The following is a 15,278-nucleotide window of genomic DNA, read 5'->3' on the forward strand; positions in this document are numbered from 1 at the left end:
GCTGATCAGGTATCCATCATTTTTTTACTTGCATAATATTCATGTGTCTGAAAAAACTATACAAAAAAGAGAGGAATGGACACATGATGAAATTGAATCGAAGGATTATCTTCTTGTTCGCTCTGGTTATTGCGTTATTGTTACCTTTTAATCATTCAACATTGGTATCCGCTAAAGAAAAGAAAAAGCAGAGTGTTGAGATTCCGAACCATGTTCTGGATATTTCCAAAGAAAATACCTACCCAAATGCAACAGAAGACCAGGAAGTAATCGAGCCAAGTGAACTCACAAAAGAGCTGCTTGAAGGATTGGAAAAAACCCCGATTGAAAATCCGGATTTGATCAAGATGCTCAATGAAACTACGCTGAAGCCATCCCCCATCGCAATCGGCTATCGCGGCATGATTTTTCTTGGACGTTGGCCACTGAATTACAAATCTAATGAAACCAACGTGAACTGGCAATATCAAAAAATCAACGGGAATGAACTGAATAATCTGGGAGGAGACACCACTCAAAAATTGAGTTTCAGCCAGCAGACGGATAAGGAGATCAAAGGAGCACTGACAAACAAAATCACCAACCCTGATGATGTTAAAAAGATGATGCTGTTGAAAGCGAAGCATAAAACAAAACTGCCGCTTTCATACAAGGCCATGGTCGGGAAAGGGACCAAAAAAGATCAGGCATATAATGTTCCGGTGAAAAAATATGGCTATTTGAATGCTTATGCACCAGCCATCAATGAAAAGGGACAAATCACATTCGGCGAAGTGTATATTCAATTACAAGGAAAAAATAAAAAGATTGTTATCAAGAATGTGACCAAGCAAGGAATCGGTGCATGGATTCCAATTCAAGATTATATTTCTTTCTCTTTCACACTTAAATAGGAGAAAAGCATATCGTCATTCAGACGGTATGTTTTTTTGTGGTCTGCTGGAGGAGGAAGTGGTACATGCCCATACATTTTCAAACGGAGGTGAGCAAGTTATTTCCAAAAAAAGAAAGACGAGCTCCGATTGACTTTATCGCTTTATCATGATAAAGTAGCGGAGGAATTGAACGGGGGAATAATTATATGCTTGAATGGGTAGTTATCATTTCTGTCATTGTTATGACGATACTTTGTCTTATCCGTGTGAATGTTATTATATCGATTATCCTGGCTGCTATCCTGGCCGGTCTTATGTCTGGTCTGTCGATTGCAGATTCCATCGGCATGCTTGTTAATGGTATGGGCGGGCAGGCTGAAACGGCCTTAAGCTATATATTGCTCGGAGGTTTTGCAGTGGCCATCAGCTACTCGGGAATCACGTCATTATTGGTGAATTACCTGATTCGAGTGCTGACAGGTAAAAAAACAATGATGCTGCTGGCACTGGCTGGTGTTGCTTGCTTATCGCAAAATGTGGTGCCAGTCCACATCGCTTTTATACCGATATTGATTCCGCCTCTGCTGAAATTATTTGATAAAATGCGTATCGACCGGCGTGGTGTCGCATGTGCGCTGACGTTTGGCCTGAAGGCCCCTTATCTAGCCATTCCTGCTGGATTTGGTTTGATTTTCCATGGTATTATCATGGACGGTATGAAACAAAATGGTGCAGATGTGACATTGAACCAAACTGCAATTGCTACGATTATTCCTGCAATCGGCATGGTGGTCGGACTGTTTATCGCTATTTTTATTACTTACCGTAAAGATCGAGTAGCGGTAGAAGGGGCCGGGGGAGCTACCAGTGTGATAAATCTGGAGGAGCCAAAAAAAATTACATTCGAGAAAAAACATGCCTTCACATTGATTGCAATAATTGGAGCCTTAGCAGCCCAGTTGATTACAGGAAATCTAATAGCTGGTGCGCTTACAGGTTTAATTTTGATGTTTGCCTTTTTTGTCGTTCCCTTCAATAATGGAGATAAGGTGGTAGCAGAAGGCGTTGGCATGATGGGGACGATTGCGTTTGTAATGCTGGTAGCTTCCGGTTATGGAAATATTTTAAAAAAAACAGGAGCGGTAAAAGCGCTAGTGAAAGCATCTTCAGGGTTTCTTGGAGAAAATCACGCTATGATCGCATTCGTATTATTGCTTGTGGGCCTGCTTGTCACGATCGGCATTGGTTCTTCATTCGGCACTATTCCAATCATCGCTGCTTTATTCGTTCCAATCTGCATCTCAGCAGGCTTTTCAACATTAGCTACCGCTGCCTTAATAGGCACAGCCGGTGCACTGGGGGATGCGGGTTCACCAGCTTCAGACAGTACGTTAGGTCCCACAGCCGGTCTGAATGCCGATGGGAAGCATAACCACATTTGGGATACTTGTGTCCCGACTTTTTTACATTATAATATTCCGTTGTTTATTTTTGGCTGGGTAGCTGCAATGGTCTTGTAGAACAGATTTATATAGGTACATTATTTATATAGGTACATTTTGACTCCAAAAAGGCTCAGGCAACTCTGAGCCTTTTTTCTACGTATGTCATTTTTGTGAAAGCTGCCGTGTGAAATTTCCTGCAGTGTGCATCCTTTGGAATCAAATCGCTGGTCTCTACTTCTTTTTAAGCAGCATTTTTTTCTTGTTATCCCATGCCGTCAGGATACTATGCAGAATCATACCGGTAATAACCATGAGGATGCCAAGGACGGAGAGCAGACTTGGCAACGGCATGTGGAGAAACAACCATTCTCCAGCCAGTGCAAAAATCACTTCGCCGGATTGCGTTGCCTCTACGCCGGCTAACCTTTGATTGTCGCTTTGTACCAATTCAGTCGCATAGAAAAATAATACAGTTGCAATGATTCCTGATGAGATTGCAACGATGAAAGTTTGCAGCATCTGGCTAGTTTCCGGCAGTCCGTGTGAAGCCAGCCCGCAGAGAGAAAGTAATATCCAGAACGGCATAGAGGCGATAGTCATTCCGAGCATACGCTGGAAAGTATTCAGTTCTCCATTGACAAATTGCATCATTTTCCGATTGCCAAGCGGATAGGCAAAGGCGGAAACAAGCAATGGTACAATACACAAGATAACAGCAACGACGGGAACAGATGAGGCATGCTCATATTGCATGACGAAAATACCTGCGAGGATGAGCAAGGAAATAAATACGCCTTGTTTCGGTATAGCTTGACGCTGTTTCTCTCTCTTGTTTAAAAAGGGTACAAGCAAGGAACCTGCAATAATGGTAATTTGAAAGGTAGCTGCAACCAACCAGCCAGGTCCGTAAATTGTCGCGAAAGTTAGCGGTGCGTAGAATAATCCGAATCCGACGGTGCTCCAAATCAGCCAGGGCAAAGGCTGTTTTTTTATGTGCAAGAAGACTGGACGCAAATTGTTCTGGCAGCCAACAATCATCACGAGCATAGGCAGCATGAAAATGAATCGGAGGGAAGCGCTCCAAATCCAGCTTCCGCCCTCTAGCTCCATCGAGTGATTCAAAACAAATGTAACAGAGAAAAATAAAGCGGCCAAGATACCAATGAAGATGGCTCTCATCTAAACACCTCACCAGAACCGTTGAGATCTGAAAATATATTCAATTATATCAGAATTCAACTCGTTTGTTTTCGTTATTCATCATCGATAGCTCTGTCTGTATAATTTCACTGCTTGATGTGTAAAGTAAGAGAAAAAACGGGTGGGATTTTATGAAGAAAATGAAGCCTCTTCAATTCGTAGTGCTCGTGGTGGTGCTTCTGTTCGGGATACCGGGTCAGGCAGTACTTGCGAGTGGTTATGGATGGGGCTATAAAAAAAATAGTACGCACCAGCCTCCGGAAATTGGAAAATACAAATCCATGCTGAAAAAATATGGTGCATACTATGTAGATGATTCCGGAGAGAAAACTGTATACTTAACTTTTGATAACGGATATGAGCAAGGGTATACGGGGAAGGTTTTGGATGTATTGAAAAAAGAACATGTCCCGGCTATCTTTTTTGTGACGGGTCATTATGTGAAGAGTGAGCCTGGACTGGTGAAACGCATGGTGCAGGAAGGGCATATTGTTGGTAACCATTCTTATCATCACCCTGATTTCACTGTGATTTCCAAGGAATCAGTAAAAAAGGAATTAGAAGATTTACAAAGCTCCGTTGCCAAAATAACAGATCAGAAAGAAATGAAATATCTGCGGCCACCTCGCGGTATTTTTAGTGAAGAAACGATGAAATGGTCAAAAGAACTGGGATATGTCCATGTATTTTGGTCACTAGCATATAATGACTGGAACGTGGATAAACAAAAAGGATGGAAAAATGCCTACAATCAAGTAATGTCACAGATTCATCCTGGAGCAATCATTCTGCTGCATGCTGTTTCTGAAGATAATGCGGAAGCACTGTCTCATATCATCCAATCATTGAAAAAGAAAGGCTATAAATTCCAGAGTCTTGATGATATGTTGATGAAAGAGAATATGTTGATGGGATTTTAAATCGCAGGGATGGCATGTACTTTACATAGCCATTCCTGTTTCTTTTTTTGGAGATATGGCAACAAACAGAAAGAAGTTACATACTTCCAACGTTTTAAATTTTTATAATATTTGTTATACTGGGAGAAACTGATGGTGGGAGTGAAGCAGATGAATAAAGAAGATTTGGTTGCACCACAGCAATATAATATTGTCATGGAAGTGGAGCGTTTTGCCAAAAATGAGGAGAAATTGGCATTGATATGGCAAGATGAGACAGGACATCAAAAGAAGATCACCTATCGGAATCTGTTGAAAAACGTAAATAAAATTGGTAATGCCTTCTTAGAGAACGGCTTACATCGCGGCGATAAAATACTTGTGATGATTCCTCGTTTAATCGATGCTTATGAAGTATACTTAGCTGCCTTGAAAACAGGTATCATCATCATTCCAAGCTCGGAAATGCTTAAAACAAAAGACTTGCAGTACCGTGTGACTCATGGTGAAGTCAGAGGCATTGTCAGTTATTACCCTTTTGTGGATCAATATAAAGGTATCCGCGAATACAGCGACATAGTGAAGTTCTCAGTCGGGAATTCAAAGGATACGGATTGGTTGGACTTAAACGCACTAAAGGTACAAGCCTCCGACCAGTTGGAAATTGCGGATACAAGTAAGGATGATATTGCCTTTTTACCATATACTTCTGGAACGACCGGTGATCCGAAAGGGGTTGTTCACACACATGGGTGGGGATTTGCCCATTTGAAAACAGCTGCTGAGAATTGGCTTTGTCTGACCAAGGACGATACTGTTTGGGCAACTGCGGCTCCTGGCTGGCAAAAATGGATATGGAGCCCATTCTTGTCTGTATTAGGTTCTGGTGCAACAGGGTTTATATATAATGGGAAGTTTGATGCAAAAACATATCTTGGTTTGCTGGAGGAAAATGCAATCAACGTACTTTGCTGCACACCAACAGAATACCGTTTAATGGCTAAAGTGAACAATTTGAAGGACTATCATCTGCCGGCATTACATAGCGCTGTTTCTGCAGGAGAGCCGCTGAATGTGGAAGTGATCAACACATTCCGCAAGCATTTTAATGTGACAGTTCGAGATGGCTATGGTCAAACAGAAAATACTTTGTTGCTCGGATTCATGAAGGGGATGGATGTCAAACCTGGCTCAATGGGGAAGCCAACCCCAGGTAATGAGGTGGAGATCATTGATGGGAATGGTCAGCCAGTTCCAAATGGAGAAGTCGGAGACATTGCAGTTAAACTAGACTGTCCCGCGTTGTTTCGCGAGTATTACAAGGATGAAGAGAGAACATCCATGGCTAAGAGAGGCAATTATTATGTCACCGGTGACCAAGCAAAAAAAGATGTTGACGGTTATTTTTGGTTTGAAGGCCGCAGTGATGACATCATTATCAGCTCAGGTTATACAATCGGGCCGTTCGAGGTAGAAGATGCGCTGGTCAAACATCCAAAAGTGCAAGAATGTGCGGTTGTTGCAAGCCCCCATGAAATACGCGGAAACATTGTGAAGGCGTTTGTTGTACTGCGTGAAGGCGTTGTTGAATCGGTGGAGTTGATCAAAGAATTACAGAATCACGTCAAAAATGCAACTGCTCCATATAAATATCCAAGAGAAATTGAATTTATCACGGAATTGCCAAAGACGACCTCGGGGAAAATCAGAAGGGTTGTATTAAGGCACAAAGAACAACTGAAGCAAGTGTAAAAAAGCTTACGTCACTTAGTAAAGACGCATGCAGCAAACAATAAGGAGAAGGTGGATTTTGTCACAGCGGACGGAATCCACCTTTTATTTGTAAATTGGACAATGTATAAAGTCTATTTCTTCACCTATACGTGGCATAGCAGTTTTCGCAAGTTTAAAGTTAGCGAAATCTGGGAATCAGATATAGTAGCGTCCGCTAAACCATATAAGTGTTTGCTATTTATCAGCAAGAAAATCATACCTTAGACTTGCATTTGTGTATCCAGGCTATTATAATGAAATCAAAGGTCAAAGAAAGTCAAAGTCAATAACCTTTATCCATGGCCTCACCGGTATTTCACTGGATTGTCAGTAAAAAATTACTACAAAACGCTTGAAAGTCAAAGAAGGTCAGAGTATAATGATATGTGTAAGGTCAAAGATAGTCAAAGTCAAAAAATGATTGTTTTAGTTTATGAAGATACAATTCAAGGAGGAATGGAATATGAAATGTCAAAAATGTGGTGTCAATGACGCAAATGTTAACATGGCTATGCAAATGAATGGCCAGAAAATGCAATTGCACCTTTGCAATTCATGTTTCAATGAAATACAAAATCAAATGATGAATAATTCCGATGGATTCTTTTCTAATCCATTCTTTGGTGGAAATGAAAATGATGATATATTTGCGAATAATTTTTTCCAAGGTAACGCTAGCGGAGGTGCACAAGCAGGAACAAGAACTCAGCAGCGGGCAGGCAATGGCAATAATGGTCTGCTGGATCAGCTCGGAAAAAACATCACTGATGCTGCCCGGGCCGGTTTGATTGATCCAGTTATCGGTCGTGATCTGGAAGTTAAACGTGTCATTGAAACATTGAATAGAAGAAATAAAAACAATCCTGTGCTAATAGGTGAATCTGGTGTTGGTAAAACTGCTATAGCAGAAGGTTTGGCATTGAAAATTGTTGAAGGCAATGTGCCTGCAAAATTGATGAATAAAGAAGTGTATTTGCTGGATGTTGCTTCACTTGTCGCCAATACAGGTATCCGGGGACAATTCGAAGAAAGAATGAAGCAATTGATCCAAGAATTGCAGCAACGCAAAAACGTTATCTTGTTTGTTGATGAAATCCATTTGCTTGTTGGCGCAGGTACTGCGGAGAGCTCGCAAATGGATGCCGGTAATATTTTGAAGCCAGCACTTGCACGTGGCGAACTGCAATTGATCGGTGCAACCACATTAAAAGAATATCGACAGATTGAAAAAGATGCTGCATTGGAACGCCGTCTGCAGCCAATCACGGTCAAAGAACCATCTGTTGACGAAGCCGTTCAAATTTTGCAAGGCATCAAGGAACGTTATGAAAAATTCCATGAAGTACGTTATTCTGATGACGCCGTCAAAGCATTTGTCACATTATCACAGCGCTACATTCAAGATCGTTTCCTGCCAGACAAAGCCATTGATTTGATGGATGAAGTAGGTTCGCGTTTGAACTTGAAAAACGCCGCGAAAGACTCCGGAACGATTGAACAGCGTCTGGCAGAAATCACAAAAGAAAAAGAAGCCGCAGCCGAAAAAGAAGACTACGAAAAAGCTGCCAACCTGAGATATCAGGAAATCCAGCTGCAAAAACAACTGGAAAAAGCAAATGGTGAGGAAGCAGTCATTGATGTTGATATATCTGATATCGAATTGATTGTTGAAGAAAAGACCGGTATTCCTGTTACAAAATTGCAAGCTGATGAGCAGGAACAAATGAAAAATCTGGCTGAAAACATGCACAAAAAAGTAATTGGACAAGGTAAAGCGGTGGAAAAAGTGGCTAAAGCAATTCGCAGAAGCCGCGCCGGTTTGAAATCTAAATACCGTCCTATTGGATCGTTCCTATTTGTTGGGCCAACTGGAGTCGGTAAAACAGAGCTGACGAAAGTGCTTGCAGAAGAATTGTTTGGCTCCCGGGATTCACTGATCAGACTAGACATGAGTGAATATATGGAGAAACACTCGGTGTCTAAAATTATCGGTTCACCTCCAGGCTATGTAGGTCATGAGGAAGCTGGTCAGCTGACAGAGCGCGTCCGTCGCAATCCTTATTCCATCATTTTGTTGGATGAAATTGAAAAAGCTCATCCTGATGTGCAGAATATGTTCCTGCAAATTATGGAAGACGGTCACCTAACCGACTCTCACGGCCGGACTGTCAGCTTCAAGGATACAGTCATTATCATGACAAGTAATGCTGGGACAGGTGTAAAACAAATCAATGTTGGCTTCCATAATGAAGGCCATGAATCGATTTCCACTTTGGAAAATCTCAGTGCTTATTTCAAACCTGAATTCTTAAACCGATTCGATTCAATTATTGAATTCAATGAACTAAGTGAGGATAATTTGGTTCACATCGTTGATTTGCTGCTGGATGAATTACAAGACAGAATGACTGACAGTAACATGAAAATCCATTTGTCAGATGAAGCGAAGCACCATTTGGCTCATATTGGCTATGACAAACGTTTTGGTGCACGCCCATTGCGCCGTGTCATCCAGGATAAAATCGAGGATCCATTGACTGATTTGATACTGGATGCCGATGAACCAATTGAAACCGTGAATGTAGTTGTGAAAGACAAAGAACTTGTTGTTGAAAAAGCATAACTGTAACAAATAGGAACCACTGCCGCTGTGCAGTGGTTTTTTCTGTCTTGAACAGCCTGAACTGTTGCCCGAATCGAGGAGAATTGACAAATTTTATATGACTCCATGTGGAACGTATTACGATAAATTCGCTGATAATTCATCAAAACCAGGGCAAAACTAATGGTATGATTTTTACACTATACTTGAAATGGAATTATTGAAGGAGAGTTTGCCATGCGGATTCGCCACTATGTCTTGATTTATGGCATGATCGTTTTCTTGGTTTTCGTTCCAATACGGTCTGGCGCATCAGCCCAGGTACCAAGCATGAAAATGCATTTTATCAATGTGGGGCAAGGAGACAGTATTTTCATCCAAACCCCCAGAAAGAAAAACATATTGATCGATGGCGGACCACCAGATGCGGGCAACAAGGTAGTAAGTTATTTAAAGAAACATCATGTGCGGGAAATTGATTTGCTGATCTCCACTCACCCCGATATTGACCATATTGGCGGGCTCCCATATGTCCTGAAAAAAATCAAAACAAAACAAATCCTTGATTCGGGCAAATTGTACAATACGAAGACATATTTAAAATACATGGAGGAGATCAGCCAACAAAGTATCCCTATCCGTGTTGCCAAGGAGAATGAAAAACTGGATATTGATCCGTCCTTGCAAATACAGGTATTGAATACGTATAAGAAACCAAAAACCAATAATCAGTCATCAATCGCATTGAAAGTCAGCTACGAGCGAATGGATTTCTTGCTGATGAGTGATGTGGACCGTAAGCAAGAGAAAAGAATTGTTAAGAAATACAATGTACGCTCTGAAGTGTTGAAAGTGCCGCATCATGGCTCGAACACTAGCAGTTCCATGTCTTTTTTACAGGCAGTCAATCCACAAGTGGCTATCATTACCTACAGTAAAACAAATGATTACGGTCATCCTGTTAATCGGGTGATCAGCAATTTGAACAGGCTACAAACTGAGATTTATTCCACTGCTGTTTTTGGAGATATTGTTGTTCAAGCAACTGGCAGCGACTACTATATACTGCCGCAAAGAACACCGGAAGATGGAATGACCGAGAAAATCAGCTGAATAAAAAGCTTTGGCCTTTAACAGATAAGAGCTGTATAACTTTAATATATGCAGCTCTTTTTGCAGGCGTAAAAATTTGATCTAAAAATATTGAAAATGCAGTTGATTTTTAGCTGTACTTGTTATATGGTTAATTACATAAGTAACTAACTATATAACTCAGGTGATAAATTGATGAAGAGTAAATTAGATGAGAGCAAGCCAATTTTTTTGCAAATAAAGGAAGAGCTGGAGGATGCAATCATGAGTGAAGCTATAAAAACAGACGAGCGGGTCCCCTCCACAAATGAGTTCGCACATTTCTATAAAATCAACCCGGCCACAGCTGCTAAAGGTATCAATGAACTGGTTGCTGAAGGGATTTTATATAAACGAAGGGGCGTCGGCATGTTTGTCTCCGACAAAGCTAGAGAAATCATTACTGGAAAGCGGAAGGAAAGTTTTTATGAAAACTTCGTTCTGCCATTAAAGGAAGAAGCAGCCAAACTGCATATTGAAACGATTGAACTGGTAGAAATGTTAAAAAAAGGGGAGAGTAGATCTTGAAAATAGTTGTGAAGGGTCTGACAAGGAAATATGGGGAAAAGCTGGCATTAAACAATGTCTCATTTACATTGGATGAGCCGAAAATATATGGGTTGCTCGGAAGAAACGGGGCTGGAAAAACGACATTTATGGAAATACTTTCTGGATATAAACTGGCCAGCAGTGGCCAGATATTGGTTGATGATGAAGATCCGTTTGACAACCAGCGATTGACCGAATCGATATGCTTGATCAAAGACACGAATAATTTTAAGCCTGAATTGAAAGTGAAGCATATTTTGCGAATGTACTCCTACTTTTATCCAACTTGGGATGCTGCGCTTGCGGAAGAATTGATAGATGTCTATCAATTGAATCGCAACTCTAAAGTAAAGGCCCTGTCTAAAGGCATGGAATCGGCACTTGGTATTATCGTCGGTTTGGCAAGTAAAGCTCCGATTACTATATTTGACGAACCGTACGTTGGATTGGATGCTTCTGCAAGAAAGAAGTTCTATGAAATATTAATGGAAGAGTATGAAGCTAAAAAACGAACCATTATTTTATCAACACATTTAATAGATGAAGTCAGTCTGCTATTTGAAGAAGTTTTGATATTGCAGGAAGGTTCCATCATTTTGCAGGAAAATGCGGAGGTTTTACGAAATAATGCCTGTGCAGTCACTGGACCCAAGCATGAAGTGGAGGCATTTTTGACAGATAAAGAAATCATTGGCAAAAAAGAATTGGCTGGTATGATGACAGCTTATGTATTTGACAGCAAGCATGCGGCGCAAAGGCAAGGGCTGCAAGTGGATGGTGTTCCGATTCAGGACTTAATGATCTATTTGACAGAAGGGCAAAGGGGGGCATAAAAATGGGCAGGCAAATCAAGGGACTGTTATATTTTTTCATCACAGACAGTATAAAGGCTTTAACCATATTTTGGGGCATATTGACGGGGACAATCATTATATCAACGATCATCGCTTTTGCGATCGTGGATGTGGCAGATACAAAAATGATATTTGCTATTCCGGCAGTACTGTACATTTTTTGTGCTATTTATGGTTTTAAGGTAGCAGCAAATCTAATTCCATTTTCCATCAGGATGGGGGCAACCCGTAAAAATATATTCATTAGCTTGGGGATCTTTTTCCTGGGATTGGCTATTTTTAAAGCGATTCTTGGCAGTACCATACAAACCGCTTTTACTTATTTGAATCGTGCTTTTGGTATTGATACGTATGCTTTTCTCCATCCTGCACAGCTGCTGTCAGATACATGGTTAACAAGGGTAGCTATTGATACGTCAATGATGTTTTGTATTTTGTCAGTATTGTTTTTGTTAGGGTTCATATATTACAGGTATGGCCTGTTCGCTGGCGGAACCATTCCGGCTATCATGTTTATTGTGCTTTTGCTGGGCATTTCTAAAGGTTGGATTCTTGATTATTTGGTCCATCTGTCGAATACCCTCACACTCGGATACTTTTTTGGAGTATTTGCCATAGGGGTTTTGATATATATGATAAGCTGGTTTATGACCAGAAATGTTACAGTAGCGAAATAATTACTCATATCAAAAAAAGCATCTGACCTTGACGCAGTTCATAGCTGCGCAATATCAGATGCTTTTTCAATTGCGCCTGGGCGCAGCTTTGCTATGTTAATAAGAAGGGAAGAAGGATGGCAAGCCCAACAATACCAATCAGGAAAATCCATGAGAGCGGGTGTGCCCAATTGTTTGTCCAGCCGACTCCGAATCGTTTTTCCAAAAAGATTGATGGATCATTTCGGTTAAAATAAAATATACCAAGCTTCCAATGACGATCATCATCCCGATCTAGTTTGCCTGATGAGCCAATGACGGAGCCCTGTACGGAAACCCTGCTGCCGCCCTGGCCAGTCGTAATGGAAAGAAAAATACAGCCAATAACCGACAGTGCCGCAAATGCTATGATAGCCCAAGCTGACCATTTCACACTAATATTGTAAAACATGGCCAGTTGTGGAAGAGAAAACAGTGCTACCAGGCCATTTCCCATCAATATCATAAACAGTGACCAGCGTCTGCGGAAAATAATATTTTGCTGTATAGCAATTTCTGCATTGGCGGCGTTAATTTGCTGCTTCGCTTTGTTGATGATAATGTTGACGAATAGGAACAGCGCTGTTAGATATACTTGCATGATCGGCATCATTAAGACGCTGCCGTAAGATTTGCTCGACCAGCCATCAGGTTGGCCATGCAAGTCAAAATGGGTTGCAAATTTTTCCGGTATTTCATCGTATTTCATTAGGCTTAAAACAATCATCACAATAGCTATGAGAAAACCGATAAGATACCAGAGATGTGAATAGACAAGCTTGCCTTGTCGAAAGCCGGTGTTTACAGTGACTAATTGCGCTTTGCGGGTCCAGTCAGGATTTTGGATTTTCAAATTTTTCATCTGTCCATGAAAATACAAGTAAATAACAAACGAAAGAACCAAGTAGATAGATATGATGCATGCAAAGACAATGCCCATGACTGGGTTATCTTCATGATAATTCGGCATAAGAATGACTAATGCTACAGCGGTAAGCAATGATAACAAACCGGTCAGCCAAGTGTATTTTTTTCGCATGTTCCGCAGGGTTTCCTGCCTGTATGCCTCTTCGGGGATTGCAACGCCGAAGCTTTCTGTCTTACGTGTCCAATAAGGAATGAACATGGTCGATATGAAACAGGGAACAAGCACAGCCAAAAAAATAAGCGATAAAGTCATCAGCAATCACTCCTTCATGTGGTAAGAATCATATATTTTTTTGCAAAGGGATAAAAATTCATCCTTTGAAACATCACGGCAGATGGCTTCAGCAATGATGGGGTGCAATGAAGACTCCAGACGCTGAAAATATGCCTGATCTGCCTTGGCAACTCCATCGGGGTGGATAACGACCCCTTTCTGTCGGTGGATTAAAATGAAACCTTCTTGTTTCAGCTGTTGGTAAGCTTTATTGACAGTGTGTAAATTGATGCCAAGGTCGGCTGCCATTGCTCGAACAGATGGCAATGCTTCACCGGCAGATAGTTCTTTTTTAGCAATTCCGGCAATAATTTGTTGTTTCAGCTGTGTATAAATCGGTATGGTGGATTCAAAATCAAGTGTAAGAAACACATGGATTCACACTCCTTCTCTGTTTCAACTGTTATATATATAATATAACAACTATTTTTTTATGTCAATGAGAAAACAGCCCAATTTTTTAAATCAAGCTAGGCTCTGAATATTAACTTCCGGAATCTTCATTTGAACCGCTCTGGTTCTTGAAAATCTCTAAATTAAATATGCTGTACTTAAAGGAACTGTATGCCACACAAAAACAGAACAAGTGTTGCTTTTTGTCGTTTTGTAAGTTATAATAGAACGAACATACGGAAAAATGATACTTGTCTTTATACAAGTTAACAAGGCTAACTCTTCCATTATTTAATTGACTTCCGGATAATTACCCTGTAAATATCTGCATGGTTTTAATCGGAATGAGGGGCTTATAGTAAGTTGCTGCAGGGTATTTTCGTATTCAGTGCTTTTCTTCTTTTGTTCATGGGGAGGAAGAGAACCACACTGAACAAAGATTCAATTTTATAATATATACCGTAAAGAAGAGGGGGATTGCATGGTTAGCTGTCTCGTGCTGTACCACCCGGAAATTACAATTATGACAAAGTGCAAGATGCTCCGGTTTCATTTTCATGAGAAGGAATATGAAATAGCTGTCGAAAATAACAACAGCGTTTGCATCTATCTATGGAATATCGAAAAAAACCAATTATACCAAGCTGCCATGCTGTTCGAACATGAAGGATTGAGCACGGGATACGGATTTGGAAAAGATAAATCAGAAGCGCATCGCCGTGCATGGCAAATTTTGTTCAAAAGAGCGTTAGAAGAAGGGAAGAAAAAAGGACAGCAAGCGGGGGGAGAGTATTCGGAATAATCAAGCATGGAAAAAGGCTGGAGCGTACCAGCCTTTTTCTGTCAATGATTTTTGGAACGGACATTATATATCTTATCCGCATGCTTGAATTCCTTCTGGTAAAGCACTTGCTGTGTTTTGTTGAGGGTTTTATCAACCCTGATCGTTTTATCTTTCATCAAAACCAGCCTCCTTTGGTACTAGCATTGTCAAAGAAAGCCGAAGATATCCGGGAGTATGACGGAAGTTAGCATGTATGCAGGGCGAGTTTACAGACTCAAAACAGATTGTTACATGGCATCCTCTGAGACTTCTGATACATTTGCAAACGCCAGATAGGACGCATAATGTTCTTTCGTTATGGCAAATAGATCGTATTGCTGCTGCCCGCCTTGATTCAATTTATTGTAAACATCAGGGTACATGTCGTTGCCTAAAGCTGTAAATGAGAGTTTCAATACTGCTTTTCGAGACCTGATATTATCTTTGCGCACTTTCATGAAGATGGTTTTGATATTATGTTGGTAGAATAGCTCTGCAAAGAAAGCGTCCTTTGCCAAGCGGTTGTATCCTTTGCCAAAATACGGCTGGCCAAGCCAAGTGGCCAGAAAACCACAGTCATTTTCAATGTCAAAAAGGTTGATAGTACCAATAGGCTGCTGAAATTCATCCAGGATGGTGCGGGAAATCAATTCTCCTTGTTCTTCTGCTTCTATTGTTTGTTTAGTAAGAAAGTAATATTCATCAGTGTTGTACGCTTTATGGCGGACGAATGGGAATACATCGGTATGCGACATCAGCTCGAATAATACTGGTACTTCATGAAGATCACGTTTTTTCAACATGAAAAATACCCTCCTTTTCGGCGCAGGCGGGCATA

At 40.8% G+C, this 15,278-nt stretch carries 15 protein-coding genes; 10 read left to right on the forward strand and 5 right to left on the reverse strand.

Annotation, left to right across the window (positions count from 1 at the left end):
- Positions 1 to 86 precede the first annotated feature (86 nt).
- Both ACFSMW_RS20135 and ACFSMW_RS20140 read left to right on the forward strand, forming a co-directional pair.
- The gene (locus tag ACFSMW_RS20135; protein WP_390358145.1) at positions 87 to 893 is read left to right on the forward strand and encodes a YfkD famly protein; all 807 of its coding nucleotides are present in this window, start codon (positions 87 to 89) and stop codon (positions 891 to 893) included.
- Positions 894 to 1,081: 188 nt separating this feature from the next.
- A complete protein-coding gene (locus ACFSMW_RS20140; protein ID WP_390358100.1) occupies positions 1,082 to 2,395 on the forward strand; it encodes a Na+/H+ antiporter family protein in 1,314 nt (437 codons plus the stop codon).
- Positions 2,396 to 2,551: 156 nt separating this feature from the next.
- Here the strand turns inward: ACFSMW_RS20140 and ACFSMW_RS20145 are convergent, their stop codons facing one another.
- Positions 2,552 to 3,499, reverse strand: coding sequence for a DMT family transporter (locus tag ACFSMW_RS20145; protein ID WP_390358101.1), 948 nt, complete (start codon positions 3,497 to 3,499; stop codon positions 2,552 to 2,554).
- A 161-nt stretch (positions 3,500 to 3,660) separates the two neighbouring features.
- Here ACFSMW_RS20145 and pdaA point away from each other — a divergent pair, with 161 nt between their 5' ends.
- The 7 genes from pdaA to ACFSMW_RS20180 all read left to right on the forward strand — a co-directional run bounded on the left by pdaA (position 3,661) and on the right by ACFSMW_RS20180 (position 12,005).
- On the forward strand, positions 3,661 to 4,440 hold the full coding sequence (gene pdaA / locus ACFSMW_RS20150; RefSeq protein ID WP_390358146.1) for a delta-lactam-biosynthetic de-N-acetylase: 780 nt from the start codon (positions 3,661 to 3,663) through the stop codon (positions 4,438 to 4,440).
- 150 nt (positions 4,441 to 4,590) lie between these two features.
- Positions 4,591 to 6,171, forward strand: a complete 1,581-nt coding sequence (gene mbcS, locus ACFSMW_RS20155; RefSeq protein WP_390358102.1) for an acyl-CoA synthetase MbcS — start codon at positions 4,591 to 4,593, stop codon at positions 6,169 to 6,171.
- 484 nt (positions 6,172 to 6,655) lie between these two features.
- Entirely contained in the window at positions 6,656 to 8,815 is a 2,160-nt protein-coding gene (locus ACFSMW_RS20160) for an ATP-dependent Clp protease ATP-binding subunit (protein ID WP_390358103.1), read from the forward strand.
- Positions 8,816 to 9,031: 216 nt separating this feature from the next.
- Positions 9,032 to 9,907 carry a ComEC/Rec2 family competence protein gene (locus tag ACFSMW_RS20165; RefSeq protein ID WP_390358104.1) on the forward strand — a complete coding sequence of 292 codons (876 nt, stop codon included), beginning with the start codon at positions 9,032 to 9,034 and terminating at the stop codon, positions 9,905 to 9,907.
- 174 nt (positions 9,908 to 10,081) lie between these two features.
- A complete protein-coding gene (locus ACFSMW_RS20170) occupies positions 10,082 to 10,453 on the forward strand; it encodes a GntR family transcriptional regulator (protein WP_390358105.1) in 372 nt (123 codons plus the stop codon).
- Entirely contained in the window at positions 10,450 to 11,307 is an 858-nt protein-coding gene (locus ACFSMW_RS20175; RefSeq protein WP_390358106.1) for an ABC transporter ATP-binding protein, read from the forward strand. Before ACFSMW_RS20170 ends, ACFSMW_RS20175 begins: the two co-directional genes overlap by 4 nt.
- Before the next feature lie 2 nt (positions 11,308 to 11,309).
- Entirely contained in the window at positions 11,310 to 12,005 is a 696-nt protein-coding gene (locus tag ACFSMW_RS20180; protein WP_390358107.1) for a hypothetical protein, read from the forward strand.
- Positions 12,006 to 12,096: 91 nt separating this feature from the next.
- Here the strand turns inward: ACFSMW_RS20180 and ACFSMW_RS20185 are convergent, their stop codons facing one another.
- Together ACFSMW_RS20185 and ACFSMW_RS20190 are read right to left on the reverse strand one after the other, a co-directional pair.
- Positions 12,097 to 13,203 carry a DUF1648 domain-containing protein gene (locus tag ACFSMW_RS20185; RefSeq protein ID WP_390358108.1) on the reverse strand — a complete coding sequence of 369 codons (1,107 nt, stop codon included), beginning with the start codon at positions 13,201 to 13,203 and terminating at the stop codon, positions 12,097 to 12,099.
- A gap of 6 nt (positions 13,204 to 13,209) precedes the next feature.
- Positions 13,210 to 13,596, reverse strand: coding sequence for a GntR family transcriptional regulator (locus tag ACFSMW_RS20190; RefSeq protein WP_390358109.1), 387 nt, complete (start codon positions 13,594 to 13,596; stop codon positions 13,210 to 13,212).
- Positions 13,597 to 14,098: 502 nt separating this feature from the next.
- Here ACFSMW_RS20190 and ACFSMW_RS20195 point away from each other — a divergent pair.
- Positions 14,099 to 14,419 (forward strand): hypothetical protein, encoded by a 321-nt coding sequence (locus tag ACFSMW_RS20195; protein WP_390358110.1) that lies wholly within the window; start codon positions 14,099 to 14,101, stop codon positions 14,417 to 14,419.
- A gap of 41 nt (positions 14,420 to 14,460) precedes the next feature.
- Here the strand turns inward: ACFSMW_RS20195 and ACFSMW_RS20200 are convergent, their stop codons facing one another.
- Together ACFSMW_RS20200 and ACFSMW_RS20205 are read right to left on the reverse strand one after the other, a co-directional pair.
- On the reverse strand, positions 14,461 to 14,577 hold the full coding sequence (locus ACFSMW_RS20200; protein ID WP_390358111.1) for a YfhE family protein: 117 nt from the start codon (positions 14,575 to 14,577) through the stop codon (positions 14,461 to 14,463).
- A 111-nt stretch (positions 14,578 to 14,688) separates the two neighbouring features.
- Positions 14,689 to 15,243 (reverse strand): GNAT family N-acetyltransferase, encoded by a 555-nt coding sequence (locus tag ACFSMW_RS20205; RefSeq protein ID WP_390358112.1) that lies wholly within the window; start codon positions 15,241 to 15,243, stop codon positions 14,689 to 14,691.
- Between the last annotated feature and the right edge of the window lie 35 nt (positions 15,244 to 15,278).

Origin of the sequence: Tigheibacillus halophilus (assembly GCF_042683165.1) — a bacterium.
Taxonomy (GTDB): Bacteria; Bacillota; Bacilli; order Bacillales; family Amphibacillaceae; genus Tigheibacillus; species Tigheibacillus halophilus.